4 protein-coding genes are annotated in these 14534 nt (G+C 71.2%); all 4 read right to left on the bottom strand.

The genetic code is table 11. The annotated features are described in order from the left end of the window. Window positions 1-267: 267 nt before the first annotated feature. The 4 genes from ACWIGI_RS15835 to ACWIGI_RS15820 are packed head-to-tail and all read right to left on the bottom strand — an operon-like array spanning window position 268 to window position 14435. Window positions 268-4746, bottom strand: coding sequence for an amino acid adenylation domain-containing protein (locus ACWIGI_RS15835; protein WP_454203101.1), 4479 nt, complete (start codon window positions 4744-4746; stop codon window positions 268-270). Then, a complete protein-coding gene (locus ACWIGI_RS15830; protein WP_454203100.1) occupies window positions 4743-10817 on the bottom strand; it encodes an amino acid adenylation domain-containing protein in 6075 nt (2024 codons plus the stop codon). The genes ACWIGI_RS15835 and ACWIGI_RS15830 overlap by 4 nt, the downstream gene beginning before the upstream one ends. 27 nt (window positions 10818-10844) lie before the next feature. Further along, a complete protein-coding gene (locus ACWIGI_RS15825; protein ID WP_454203099.1) occupies window positions 10845-12581 on the bottom strand; it encodes an ABC transporter ATP-binding protein in 1737 nt (578 codons plus the stop codon). 12 nt (window positions 12582-12593) lie between these two features. Then, window positions 12594-14435: an ABC transporter ATP-binding protein gene (locus ACWIGI_RS15820; RefSeq protein WP_454203098.1), complete on the bottom strand. Its 1842-nt coding sequence runs from the start codon at window positions 14433-14435 to the stop codon at window positions 12594-12596. Between the last annotated feature and the right edge of the window lie 99 nt (window positions 14436-14534).

The raw sequence follows: 14534 nt of genomic DNA, 5'->3' as shown, positions 1-14534 counted from the left end.
GAATTGCTCGGAGTGCGGCCGCGACGTGTCACCGGGTCCGGATGTCGTGGTACCCGACGAGCACCCCGTGCGAGAACCCGTAGGTTTCGTTGCCCCGCACACGTTTCGGCGTGACGGCGGCACCGGGGCTCGCGGACCGATATCGAGGCCGCGAACAGCCGCGGCGCCGATGATGTCGTCGGGTATCGGACAGGCCGGTGCGTGGCGCCCGCTACGGCGGCGGACAGCGGGCGCCCTCGACCGAGAACGGTTGAGTTCGACCGCCGGTCAGGCCTCGAGCGCGCGGGCGGCGACCAGCGCGACGATGCCGCGCTCCCACAGCCGGGCGAGGCGATCGATCTCGGCCGCCTCGAACAGCGACTCGCTCCAGCGCCAGTGCGTCATGAGCCGCGGCCCGTCGGGTGTCGGCTCGATGGCGCAGACGACATCGAGCGCGTAGCGCAGCGGCAGGTCCGGTTCCCCGGCGATCGGCAGCGCCGCCGCGAGGGCCGGATCGGTGACCATCGACCACGAGTGCCCGGTCGATCCACCGAGGTCCAACCGGCCGAGGTAGTTGAACTCGACCTGCGGCTCGTTGGCGTCGGCCAGTCCCGGCACGCGGGAAATCTGCTGCAGCAGACCGAAATCCACTCCCTGCTCGGGCAGCGACCCGAGGTGGTCGGTCACCGACTCGAGCAGCAGCCGCGCCGCCGTCCCGTCGGTGAGCGCGCGTCCGGCGTGCGCGCCGCCGCCGATGCGGACCGGGAACACACTGGTGAACCAGCCGACGGTGCCCGAGGTATCGGCGCCGACCACCGCGTCGTGCCGGCCGTGGCTCTCCAGTGCGACGAGCGAGCCCGCGGTGTGGTCCTGCCCGCGCTCGCGTCGCCACGCTGCCAGCGTCGCCGCGAGCGCGGCGAGCAACAGCTCACGCACACCGTCGCGTCCGGTCGCCGCGGCCAGCAGCTCGGCGGTCGTCGCCGTCGGCGTCGGCACGACCGTCACGCGCAGCGAGGACCAGGTGTCGATGCGCGGATCGGGTTTCCGGCTCCCGATCGCCGGGTCCGGCGCGCCCACCTGCGCCATCCAGTAGTCGCGCTGGGCGAGCACCTCGGGCGTACCCGCTCGCTCCCGAATCAGTTGGGACCAGTGGCGATACGTCGTCTGTTCCGCCGGAACGGCAGGCGCGGCGCCCGCGGCGACCCGATCCCACGCGGCGGCGAGATCGGCCAGCAGGATGTGCCAGGACACGACGTCGACGGCCAGGTGGTGCACCGCGACGAACAGCAGATCGCCGTGCGGCGTCCCGCGCAGGCTCACCGCCCGCACCAGATCGCCTGCGCGGGGATCGATGTCGTCGATCGCGGACCGGGCGACGGCGGCGAGCACGGTCTCGAACGGCTCCCCCGTACCCGAGGCGTCGACTCGGGACACCACGTCCGCGGCCCGGACACTCCCCGGCTCGCGCGTCACCAACCGCGGGCCGTCCGGCCCGTCGGCCAGCCGTGCGCGCAGCGCGTCGTGCCGGTCGAGCACCGCCTGGAGCACGGTGTCGAGGTCGGCGCCCGGGATTCCGGCGGGCACCGAGATCAGCACGTGCTGCGTGAACCGGCGATAGCTCCCGTGGTCGAGCATCCAGGACACGATCGGCAGCGGCGGGATCTCGCCGTAGTCACCCGCGGCCGGCGCGAGGGGCGCCGGCCCACGGTCGATGGCCGCGGCGAGATCGCGAATCGTGGGCGACGCGAACACCATTCGCGGGGTGAGGTGCAGTCCCAGTCGGCGCGCCTTGTTCACCACCGAGATCGCGACCACGCTGTCCATGCCCGAGGCGAACAGGTCCTCGTCGATACCGGGCGCCGTGCCGTCGAACACTTCGGCGAGGATCTTGCTCAGTGCGCGCTCGGACTCGGAGTCCGAGGTGGCCGATGCCGGACCGGTGGCGCGCAGCGACTCCTCGGCGAGCGCCGCGAGCGCTCGCGCGTCGCGTTTTCCGTTGGTGGTCACCGGCATCCGCGACAGCGCCACCACCCGGGCGGGCACCATGTACGCGGGCAGGCGTTCGGTCAGCGCGGCACGCAGCCCGCCCGGATCCGCGGATCGGCCGGGTTCGGCGACCACGAAACCGACGAGGCTCGCCGCGTCGCCGCGGCGCACCACCGTCGCCGCCACCGCGGCGATCCCGGGCAGTGCCCGCAGCGCCGCTTCCACCTCGCCGAGTTCGATGCGGTAACCGCGGATCTTCACCTGCTCGTCGGCGCGGCCCAGGTAGTCCAGTCCCCCGCCCGGCAGCCGGCGAACGAGATCGCCGGTGCGGTACATGCGGTGGCCGGACCGGAACGGATCCGCGACGAACGCGGCCGCGGTGGACCCCGGTCGAGCGGCGTAGCCGCGAGCCAGCTGCGGGCCCGACAGGTACAGCTGGCCGACGGCGCCCACGGGCGCCAGGCGCAACCGGGAATCGAGGACGTAGGCCGACATGCCGGCGGTCGGCGTGCCGATCGTCGGCGCGGTCGCGCCCGGCGCGCGCACCTCGGCGACGACCGCCTCGACGGTCGTCTCGGTCGGTCCGTAGCAGTTGTGAACGGCGAGCGCCGACAGTGCGCGCAGCCGGGCCCACAGCTGCGCGTCGATAGCCTCGCCGCCCAGGGCGAGAACACTCAGGCGGTGATCGAGCAGTCCCGCCGCCGTCAGTTGCCGGAACATCGACGGGGTCGTGTCGATCATGTCGATCTCGTGCCGGGCGATGCCGTCGACCAAGAGTTGCGCGTCGCGGGTGGCCGCGTCGTCGAACAGGTGGACGCTGTGACCGTCCAGCAGACCGACGAGGGGCTGCCAGGAGGCGTCGAAGCTCAGCGACCAGGCGTGCGCGATGCGGAGCTTGCGGCCCAGGCGCGCCTGCGCGGGCCGGTACACCCGCTCCCGGTGATCGTGGAAGTAGCTCACCAGTGCCCGGTGGGTGCCGATGACACCCTTCGGTTCGCCGGTCGATCCGGAGGTGAAGATCAGGTACGCGCACTGCAGCGGGTGCCGGGCGCTGTTCGGCCGCGCCCCGGTTGCGCCGTCGCGACCGTCCACCGCCGTGAGCACGAGGTCGGGCGCGGCCTGCCGCAATATCGACTCGATCCGCGCCGCGGGCAGCGACATGTCCACGGGGACGTACGCCGCACCCGCCGCGAGGGTGGCCAGAATCGCCACGATCGAATCGACACCGCGTGGCATCTGCAGGACCACAACGGATTCGGGGCCGATTCCGGCGGCGGCGAGCTCGTCCGCCAGCCGGTCGACCGCCGCGCCCAGCTCCCGATAGGTCAGCGCCGCGGTGTCGGTCGTGAGCGCCACGGCGTCCGGGCTCGCCGCCACCTGCCGCTCGAACAGGTCGGCGACCGTGGCCGCCGACTGCTCATCGGCCGCGGTGGCGCCCATCCACAGCAGTTCCTCGCGCGCGCCGGCCGGCAGCACATCGAGGTCGTCACACCGCGATTCGGCCGCGTCGGGCAGGCGCCGCAGCAGGGCGAGCAGCGCGTCGCCGATGTCGGCCGGACGCAGCGGCAGCGCCCCCGGCACGGCTTCCACGGTGATCAGCAGTTCGGCCCCGTCGGGAAAGGCCACCACGGTGAGCGGATAGTGGGTCATGTTGCCGGTCGGAACCGGCCGGAACGTCACCTCACCGGTCGTCACCGGCTCGAGCAGATCACCGAGCGGAGCGTTCTCGAAGACGAACATCGTGTCGAACAGCGCGGTGTGCCCCGCGGTGCGCTGCACCGCCGACAGGCTCAGGTATCCGACGTCACGCATCGCCGCCGATTCCCGTTGCAGCCGAGCGCATTCGGCCGCGACCGACGCCGACGGATCCAGCTCGAAAGCGACCGGAACAGTGTTGAGGAACAGCCCGATCATGCGATCGATGCCGCCGAAGTGCTCCGGCCGTCCGGTCACGACGGTCCCGTACACGACCGACCGGCGGTCGGTGAGCCGGGCCAGCAGGATCGTCCACGCGTACTGGACCACGGTGTTGAGGGTGAGCCCGTGCTCGCGTGCCCAGTTCCGCAGCCGCGTGACCTCGGCGGCGGTGAGCACGAACGGGCTGACCTGCGCGGGCTCCGGCGCCGCCGACTGGGAGATGCCCATGGTGGTGCCGCCGGCGGCGATCATCAGCGGTTCGCTCGCGACGGCGAGATAGTCGGACCAGCGCTGCTCGGCCGCCGGAACGTCCTGTGCCACAACCCAGCCGATGTAGTCGCGGTACGGCCGCACCGGTGGTAGGGACGCGGCGTCTCCCCCGGCCCGGTACAGCTCCTGCAGCTCGGCGAAGAACACCCCGAGCGACCACCCGTCCATCAGGATGTGGTGGACCGACACGATCAGGCGCCACCGCTGCGCGTTCCGCAGCCGGACGAGCTTGATCCGCAGCGCCGGACCCCGGCCCAGATCGAACGGGCGCCGCAGTTCCGCCGCGGTGAGCGCGTCGAGGTCCTCCGGCGTGGCGTCGCAGTCGGCCCAAGGCAATTCCACCGCGGTCGGCACGATCTGCACCGGCCGCGGCAGGTCCTCGTCCCAGAACATGACGCGCAGATTCGGATGCCGGCGCAGCATCGCCTCGGCGCTGCGGCGCAGCACCGGAACGTCCAGCGGGCCGTCGATATCCATGACGAGCGGCATGGTGTAGACGTCGTGTCCGTCCTGCGACAGTCGTGCGAGCGCGAACAGCCCCTGCTGCAACGGGCTCAACGCGAGCACATCGTCGATACCTGCTTCGCTCGTCATTGCCACATCCGTCGTAACACCAGTAGTCCTTCATCGGCGCTGTCGAGGATCGCCGACTCGCCGCTCGGCCGGTCCGGGTCGTCCGCGACGGCACGCAATGTGTTCTCGAACGCGGTCCGGATGATCCGGGCGTCGTCCGGTTCGAACGCGTCCGGCGCGTAGGCCAGCATCGCGCGCACCCGATCGTCGTCACCCAGCGCGTTCGCCGGGAAGATCAGCAGCACGAGCGGATGGTCGGTGCCGCCGCCCCAGTCGAACGACTCCAGCGTCAGGCCGGCCACGCCGAGCAGCCGCTCCAGATCCTGCCGGCCCGGCGGATACGACTCGAACACGCACATGCTGTCGAACAGTGTGCGAGCGCCGGCGGCCCGCATCGCCGAGGAGAGCCGATACTGCGGGAACTCCATGAGTGCCATTCGCCGCGAACGGATCTCGGCCAGATGATCGCGCCAGGTTCGGTCCGCGCGCAGCGGGATCACGACCGGCACCGTGTTGGCGAGGCATCCGATGGCGGTGTCGACGTCGTCGAGTTCGGGCGAGCGTCCCGACACCGCCTCGCCGAAAACGGCGTCGTCCGAACCGGTCACGTAGCGCAGCGCGTTCGCCCAGGCCAGTTGGCACACCGCGCTGAAGGTGGTGCCCAGCTCCGAGGCGAGTGCGGTCAGGCGGTCCACCACGGCATCGTCGATGACGAAGCTGTCCGTGACCGGAACGGTATCGCCCGCCGCGCGCCCCGGGGCGACCAGGCAGGGTCGCACCCCGTCGAGGTAGCCGTGCCAGGCCCGCTCGGTGGCTGCTTCACGATCCCGGGTCAGCGCGAGGAACTGCGCGAAGGTCGCCGGATTTCCGATCGGCGGCGCGGCGGGATCGGCGTACTGCGCGAACACTTCTCGCGGCAGCAGCTGTCCGGACCAGCCGTCGCCGAGCATGTGGTGCATGGTCGTGACGAGCAGATGGGCGCCGTGCGGGAGGTGAACGACCGTTGCCCGGACCAGCGGGCCCCGCGCCAGATCGAATTGTTCGGCCTGATCGGCGCGCAGGAATTCGGCCAGTCGCGCGTCCGCGTCCGCCGCCGCGGTGAGATCGATGTCCCGGATCGGGACGTCCAGGTGGTCGAAGACGATCGCGTACGGCTGCCCTGCCCGCGACACCGACACCGCCACACGCAGATTGGGATACCGGTTGACGGCGGAGTCGAACGCGCGCGCGAGCCGATCACGGTCCAGCGCGCCCCGCACGGTGATCAACGTCTGGCCGTTGTACAGCCCGTCGGAGCCGGCGACCAGGGCGGTGTAGTACAGCCCCGCCTGCATCGGCGCGAGCGGGTACACGTTCTCGTAGTCGCCGTAGCGATCCCGCCACGTGTCCAGATCGAGCTGGGTCACGTCGGCGGCGAGCACGTCACTCGGGGTGAGCCGCCGGACAGGTTGGGCACGAACGGTTTCCGCCAGTTCACCCAGTGCCGATGTCCACTGCCGGGACACCTCGCGCGCGTCGTCGGCGGCCAGCGCGCCGGTCGGGAACCGGAACGATGCCCGCAGCGTCGCCCGGCCCGATTCGGTGAGCGTCACGGTGTTGACGTCCAGCAGCGCCGCGACCGGCATAGCCTCGTGCGCGTGCCCGCCGAGGTACCCGAACTCCGGCGCGACGTCCCACTCGCGCACCCGAGCCGAATCCGAGCCGACCGCGAACCGGCCCATGTAGTTGAAGCTGATCTGCGGCGCCCGGTACCGCTCGAGCACCGGACGCGTCTCGTCGTTGCACCAGCGCAGCAGACCCCAGCCGATCCCGGAATCGGGCACCGCGAGCAACTGTTCCTTGCCCGCCTTGACCGCGGCCTCGATTTCGAACACCTCGCCGGTCAGCGCGACCGGATAGGTACTGGTGAACCAGCCGACGGTGTTCGCGAGATCCGCACCGGCGAACAGGGTTTCGGAACGTCCGTGCCGTTCCATGGTGAGCGCCACCGCCGCGACGTCGCGATCGCGGGCGCGACGGAATCGGTGGATCGCGACGACCAGCGCCGCCACCTGGATGTCCAGGAAGTCGCAGCCGAACGCCTGCGCCGCGATCGTCGACAGGAACGCGGTGTCCTCGGGGTTCACCTCGGCGGTGACCTCGCCCATCGTCCCGACGGTGTCCACGGCGGGATCCAGCGCACGGCTGCCGAGCGGCGGATCGGCGCACTGCGCCACCGACTCCCAGTACGGCAGGGCGGCGACCACGCCGTCGGCGGTGGCATGCCGGACGAGGCTGGCGTTCCAGGCCCGCACCGAGGTTCCCGCGTCCGCGGGCTGCGGTCCGCGCTCCCACTGCTGCCGCAGGTCGTCGTGGATGATCCGCCACGACACGCCGTCGACCACGAGGTGGTGCGCCACGATCAGCAGGCGGCCGGCGGATAGGTCGGCGGCCCGCACCCACACCGCCGCGCACATCCGGCCCGCCGCCGGATCGAACCCGGCGGCGACGGCGCGCAGTTGCTCGGCCAGCACCCCCGCCACGTCGTCTTCCCAGCGCGGCACCTCGACTTCGCGCAGGTCGAACTCGCCGGACGAGATCGCCGGCACGTCGTAGCCGACGCGGCCGTCCGGGCCGGTGGCGATGCGCGCACGCAGCAGCGGATGCCGGTCGGCGACGGCGCGAACGGCCGCCCGGAGCTCGTCGAACGAACAGTGCGCGGGCGTCACGACCGCGGTCGCCTGGCAGTAGGCGGCGTAGTTCGCGCTCTCCTGCACCAGCTGGATGGCGATCGGGTGCAACGGAATCCAGCCGGTGTCCGCGCCGACCGCGGCCAGCGCGGGAGCGGCGATCGCGTCGATCGGTTCGGTCGCCGCCGCGATCGCCGCGACAGTGCGCGCTTCGAACAGCGCACTCGTCGTCACGAGCAGGCCGCGCTTCTTGAGCGCCGACGACATCCGGATCGCGCTGATGGAATCGCCGCCGAGCGCGAGGAAGTCGTCGTCGGCGGCCGGCTCGACCGCGATACCGAGGACCTCGCGCACGACCGCGGCGACCGCGTGCTCCGCGGCTCCCCGCAGCGCGCGGCCGCCGGCCCGGCCCGCGCCGCCGCCGAAATCCGGTGCCGGAAGGGCCTTTCGGTCCAGTTTGCCGTTCGCGGTGAGCGGCAGCGCGTCCAGCCGCACCAGAGCCGCGGGGATCATGTAGTCGGGCAGCCGCTCGGCGAGGAACGCCCGGGCCGGGATCGCGGCGTCGGCTTCTCCGGTCGTGGCGACGTAGTACCCGACCAGCGCCGCGCCGCCGTCCCGCTCGACGGCGACCGCGGCCGCGGCGGCGACGCCGGGCGCCTGCCCCAGAACCGTTGCGACCTCGTCGAGTTCGATGCGATGACCCCGGATCTTGACCTGATCGTCGGTCCGGCCGAGATACTCCAGACTGCCGCTGGGATGCCAGCGGGCGACATCACCGGTCCGATACATTCGCGCACCGGGCTCGCCGGCGAACGGACTGGCGACGAAGGTGCCCGCGGTGTGCCCGGGCCGGCGATGATAGCCCTGCGCCAGTTGCACACCGCCGAGGTACAACTCACCGGCGACGCCGATCGGCGTCTCCCGCAGCCGATCGTCGAGCACGTGCACGGTCGAATTCCATTCCGGCAGACCGATCAGCGCGTTGCGGAAGCGTTCTGGGGCGGCCAGCGCGTTCGCGAAGTCCTCGTGCGTGAGGTCCATGGCCGCTTCGGTCGGGCCGTAGAGCCCGAGCACCCGCCCGCCGAACACGCGCGCGGCCGTGTCGACCAGCGGTGGCGGGACGGCCTCGCCCCCCAGGTACACGAACCGCATCGACCGCAGTCGCGCCGGATCGGGCTCGGCCTCGAGAAAGACCCGCAGCACACTGGGGACCAGCGAGATCTGGGTGATCCGGCGCGATTCGATGATGCCGGCCAGCGCCTCCACGTCGGCCTGCCACCAGTCCGGCGGCGGCAGTACCGTGGCCGAACCCGTACACAGGGCGTTGACCAGTTCGAAGACCGACACGTCGAAACCGATCGGCGCCTTCTGCAGAATGCGCTCGGCGCCGAAGCCCAGGTAATCGCGCACCCACTGCACATGGTTGGCGATAGCGCGGTGATTGACGACCACGCCCTTCGGTCTGCCGGTGGTGCCCGAGGTGTACAGCAGGTAGGCGGCGTCCAGCGGATGGATCGGGCGGGCGAGCGCGGCGGCCGGCACCGGTGCGGAATCCAGTCGAGCGAGGCGCCCGAGAATCGAGTCGTCGTCCAGATCCAGCACCGGGACACCCGCAGCCGGCGCCGGCGCGGCAGAACCGGACGCGGACTTCACCACCACGGCCGGCCGCGCGTCGCCGAGCATGAACCCGATCCGATCGGCGGGATAGCTCGGATCGATCGGGACGTACACCGCGCCCGCTCGCAGCACCGCCGCGAACACCACCGGCAGCCGGTCGCTGCGCCTGGCATACACACCGACCCGATCACCCACCCGCACACCGGTGTCGATCAGCAGGCGGGTGAATCGATTGACCTGTGCGTCGAATTCGGCGTAGGTCAGTTCGACGTCGTCGAACACCACCGCGACGCGCTCGGGGTAGGTGGCGGCGGAGTGCCGGATCATCGCGTCGACGGTATCGCGTTCGATGGGCACGACCGCGCCGCGCGACCAGGTGCGGATCGCCGCGCGGTCCGACGGCGAGAGCGCCAGCAGGTCGTCGACGCGGACGTCGGCGGCGGCTCGCGCCAGGGTCTGATCCAGGTACTCGAACAACCGCGCGATGGTCGCGGCGTCGAACAGATCGGTGCGGTAGGTCAGCTGAACGTCGACCCGGTCGGCCTGCAGGAACGCCTCGACCGAGACGGGGAACAACGAGGCGCCGTGATCGGCCAGCTCACAGGTGGTGACGACGCCGGGCAGCCGCGGGCCTTCGATCTGCTTGTGCAGGAACAGCACCATCGTGTCGAACAGCGCCGAACCGACGTTTCCGGTCGCGGCGTTCACCGCGCGCACCACGCCTTCGCGCGGAAAGTGCGCGTGCGCGAACGCCGACGTGGTCACCGCGCGCACATGCTCGACCAGCTCACCGAAGGTCGTGGCGCCGGCGCCGGTCAACCGCAGGGGGATGACGTTGCTGAAGTTCCCGACGAGCAACTCGGTGCCCGACTCCGCCCGGTTCGCGACGGTCGTTCCGACGACAACGTCGGACTGGCCGGTGAACTGGCGCAGCGCGACGTGATACGCGGCGAGAAAGACCGCGAACGGCGTCGCGCGCAGGGCAGCGCTCAGCGCTCGCAGGTTGGTGTCGGCCGCCGCGCCTAGCGGGCGGTCCAGGCGGGCGCCCCGCTCGGTGACCTCGGCGGGACGCCGGTCCACCGGCAGCTGGAGTTCGGTTGTCGCGCCGTCGAATTCGCTCGCCCAGAAGGCGATGTCCGCGGAGTGGTCGGCGGTCTCGAAGGTGTTCTGCTCCCACTCGGCGAAGTCGGCGACCTGCAGGCGCGGCGGCTCGGCCGAGATCTCCCCCGCGCGGGCCTGGCGGTAGTACCGCTCCACATCCCGCGCGAGCGGCAGCATCGCCATGCCGTCCCAGGCGATGTGGTGGATGAGCAGCACCACGGTCAGCCGGCGCGGATCGAGGCGCACGAAGGTGATCCGCATCGACGATTCGCTCGACAGGTCGAGTGGCTCGTGCGCGGCCGCGTCGATCAGTTCGGCGCGCCGTTGCCGTGCCTGATCGGCGGTCGAGGCCGTGAGGTCGACCCGCCGCACGCGCGGCGGCAACTCGTCGTGGACACGCTGGTAGGGGTTACCCTGCTCGTCCTCGTGGTAGGTGGTGCGGAGCACTTCGTGCCGCCGCGCCAGCGCCGAAAACGCCCGCAACAGCGCGTCGTCCACGACGTCGCCCTCGAAATCCATTGCCAGACACAGGTTGTACGCGGTGCTGTCCGGCGCGATCTGCTGATGCGCCCAGACATATCGCTGCGCGAAGGACAGCGCGGCGCGGGTGGAATCCGCGCGCACGGGTACCGCGGGGGCGAGTGCGAGCCCCTCTTCGGCGAGCCGTGCGCGCATCGTGGCCTGCAGGTCTTCCAGCGATGGCATCTCAGTCGAACCGATCTTCGTGTCGAGTTACACCGGCGCCGGCTCGAGCCGCCACCCGCTCGCGTGCGAGCGCTGCGCCCAGAAATCGGCGTATCGGCCACCCAGCGCCAGCAATTCGTCGTGGGTGCCGCGTTCGACGACGCGGCCGTCGGCCACGAACAGGATCTGATCCGCGTGGGCGATCGTGTCGAGACGGTGCGCGACGACGATCACCGTCTTGCCCCGCGTCACCTCGTGGATGCCGCGGACGACGACCGCCGTACTGTGCGGATCGAGCGCACTGGTCGCTTCGTCGAGCAGCACGATCGGCGCGTTCTTCAGCAGTGCGCGCGCGATCGAGACCCGTTGCCGCTCACCACCGGACAGGGTCGCTCCGCCTTCGCCGACCCGGGTGTCGTAGCCGTCGGGCAAGCGGTCGGCGATCTCGTCGACCCGCGCCGCTCGCGCCGCCTCGAGCACCTCGGCATCGGTGGCGTCGGGCCGGCCGATCCGGATGTTCTCCAGCACCGAGCGGTCGAACAGGTAGACGTCCTGGAACACCAGACTCAGCTGCCCGAACAGCGTCGCCGACGGCTGCTCGCGCACATCGTGCTCGCCGACCAGCACCCGGCCCGAGTCCACGTCGGTGAAGCGCGCGGCCAGGCGCAGCAGCGTGGTCTTGCCCGCGCCGCTCGGCCCGACGATCGCGGTGGTGGTGCCCGCGGGCACGGTGAAACTCACGTCGGTCACAACCGATTCGCCGGGCCGGTAGCCGAACGAGACCTCCTCGAAGCGCACGGCCGGCGCGCCGGGTGTCACCGGCGTCCCCGCCTCGGGCAGGGGCGTTTCGGCGAGCAGTCCGGTGACCCGATCGAGCGCGGCCGCGGCGGCCCGCAGCCCGCCGCCGAGCGCGGCGGCCTGGGTCAGCGGGTCGACGAAGCGCGCGCTGACCGCGATGAGCGCGATCGCCGTTGCGGCCGAAAGCGATCCGCCGGTCACCCGCGCCAGGACCAGGGCGACCAGCACCAGCAACACCGCCTGCACCGACAGCGCGAACACGATCAGCCCCGGAACCGCGCCGAACGTGAGCCGGAGGTTCGCCGAACGCTGGCGGCGCAGGGCGATGTCGAGCTGGCGGTCGCCCGCGGCGACCGAGCCGAACGCGCGCAGTACCGGCTGCGCCTGCGCGAATTCGACCACCCGGGAGTCCGATTCGGCCGCGGCGTCGTGCGCGCGGGCTTCCGAGCGCGCGTAGCCGCGGGCGGTGAGGGTGTTCACCAGGAACAGCGCCGGGGCGGCCACCAGCATCGCCAGCGCGAGACGCCAGTCGACGAACAGCATCCCCACCGCGACCCCGAGGGGAACGACGACGCTGGAGACCGCCTTGGTCAGCAGATGCGCCACCGCACCCTGGATTTCGCGCACGCTCTCCACCGCGGTCCGCGAGAGCACGCCCGAATGCCGGGTCCGGAACCAGCCGAGCGGCAGCGAGTTCAGCTGGTCGCCGATCCTGGTCTGCATGTGACGCTGCATCCGGACCGCCATGCGCAAGGCCACCATCGTCTGGAGGTAGCCGAGCCCGGCGACGACCGCGACCGCGACCGCCATCGCCCCGGTCCACAGCCATGCCCGGGCGAGGTCACCGGAGAACATCGCGTCCAGCGTCGGCACCAGCAGGAGATAGGCGACGGCTTCGGCGAGACCCTGGGCGACTATGGCCGCCAGCAATTTCGGTGTGAGCGGGGCGAACTCGTCCGGTACGAGCCCGAACAGCTTGCGAAACATCGAGTCTCCTGCCTATCGCCGCGGTGCGGCGGTCTGTCCCGCGACGGTGGCGAGTGCCGCTTCGTTGATTTCCCAGAGCCGCTGGTAGGTGCCGCCCGCGGCGCGCAGGCTCGCGTGGTCGCCCTGTTCGACCACGGTGCCGCCGTCGAGCACCAGGATGTGGTCGACCTCGGTGATCGTGTGCAGCCGGTGCGCGATGACCAGGACCGTGCGCCCGGCCACCAGCACGGCCAGCGCGTCCTGCACGGCGGCCTCGGACTCGGGATCGGCGAACGCGGTCGCCTCGTCCAGCACCAGGACGGGGGTGTCCGCCAGCAATGCCCGGGCGATCGAAAGCCGTTGTGCCTCACCGCCGGACAGCGTCGCGTCGACACCGATCTCGGAGTCGTATCCGCGCGGCAGCGCGAGGATCCGGTCGTGGATCTGTGCCGCCCGCGCGGCCCGCTCGAGCGCGTCGTCGTCCGCATCGGCGGCGGCCAGGCGCAGGTTGTCGCGAATCGAACCGCGGATCAGCCGGACGTCCTGGAACACGAATCCCACCGTGCGGTACAGCTCGGCACTGGGATAGTCGCGGATGTCGCGCCCGCCGATCGTGATCCGCCCGGCGGTCACGTCGTAGAACCTGGGCAGCAACTGCGCCAGCGTCGACTTACCGGCCCCGCTCGGGCCGACCAGCGCGGTCACCGTTCCCGGCCGCAGTTCGAGGTCGACATCGCGCAGGACCTGATGATCCTCCCGGTAGCCGAAGCCGACGGATTCGAATCGCACCGTGGCCGTTGCCTCCTCGGCCGGGGTGGCCCCCGGGCCGGGCGCCAGCTCGGGCTCGCCCAGCAGCTCGTGCAACCGCGTGGCCGCGATACCCGCGGTGCGCAGCGCCTGTCCACCGTAGCCGAGACCCAGCAGCGCGCCGCCGAGACCGAGACCGACCAGCAGGAACGGCAGCACGTCCAGCGCCGGCACCCACTCCAGCTGCACGGCGCCCAGCCCCGCGATCACCACGACCACCAGGACGAACACCGGCGCTACGATGAGGTCCGAAACCGCCTGGAGCCGCAGCATCGGTACCTTCCACGCCTCCATGCTGCGCGTCTGGGCGTCGACCGCGTCCTGGAACTCACCGTGCGCCTTGCCCGCCTGGCCGAACGCGCGGACCACCTGGATGCCGTCGACGAACTCGATCACCGCGGCCTGCGTGCGCCGCTCCGAGCGGTTGTACACCGCGAGCCGATCCATGCTCTTCTGATCCATCATGTTCTTCAGCGCGATCGCGTAGGCCACCAACAGCACCAGCAACACCACGGTCAGGTGCCAGTCGACGGTGAACAGATAGCCGAGCGTGACCAGTGGCACGACCAGCGCGCTCACGAACTCCACGCGCGCGTGCGCCACCATGAAGTGCAGTGCCTCGACATCGTCCTGGAGCAGCTTCTTCACCTCGGCCGACGAATTCGCGCCGAACCAGCCGAGCGGGACCCGGGTCAGTTTGGCCGCCAGCAGCCGGCGCAGGGTCAGCTGAAAGTTCGCGTCGGCCAGATGGGTCCAGCTCAGCGCGACCACCTGCAGCACCGCGCGGGCGGCGAACAGCGACACGGCGATCCACAGCAGAGCCCACACCCTGCCGTCGTCGGTGTCCGCGGCGAGCAACTCCCGGCAGATCTCGACGATCAGCACGAACGGGACCACCGCGCACACCGACGCCACCGCCGCGATGAGGCCGGCCCACGCGAGCGTCGCCCGTACCGGGGCCAGTATCTCCTTGCGCGCCAACGCCATCTCGCGCTTGCGTGCCTTCATCACCGCCCGCGACGGCCGGTTTCCCGTGTCTTCCGCCCACGCCTCGACATCGGCCGCCATGCGTCCCCGCCTCTCGATTGCTCCGGCTGCCGGGGACCCGCTGTGGCACAACACGAGTCCCGCGGATATAGGTTAGCCTAACTTCGCTTCGCGAGGGGG

The sequence above is a fragment of the Nocardia sp. NPDC055321 genome, assembly GCF_053645575.1.
The sequence above is the reverse complement of the archived record's forward strand: the minus strand, read 5'-3'. Positions and strand labels throughout refer to the sequence as shown.

Bases quoted from the DNA above. Each gene is read 5' to 3' on its own strand.
- ACWIGI_RS15835 (WP_454203101.1), bottom strand. From the start codon at position 4,746: ATGACGAGCGAAGCAGGTATCGACGATGTGCTCGCGTTGAGCCCGTTG.
- ACWIGI_RS15830 (WP_454203100.1), bottom strand. From the start codon at position 10,817: ATGCCATCGCTGGAAGACCTGCAGGCCACGATGCGCGCACGGCTCGCC.
- ACWIGI_RS15820 (WP_454203098.1), bottom strand. From the start codon at position 14,435: ATGGCGGCCGATGTCGAGGCGTGGGCGGAAGACACGGGAAACCGGCCG.
- ACWIGI_RS15825 (WP_454203099.1), bottom strand. From the start codon at position 12,581: ATGTTTCGCAAGCTGTTCGGGCTCGTACCGGACGAGTTCGCCCCGCTC.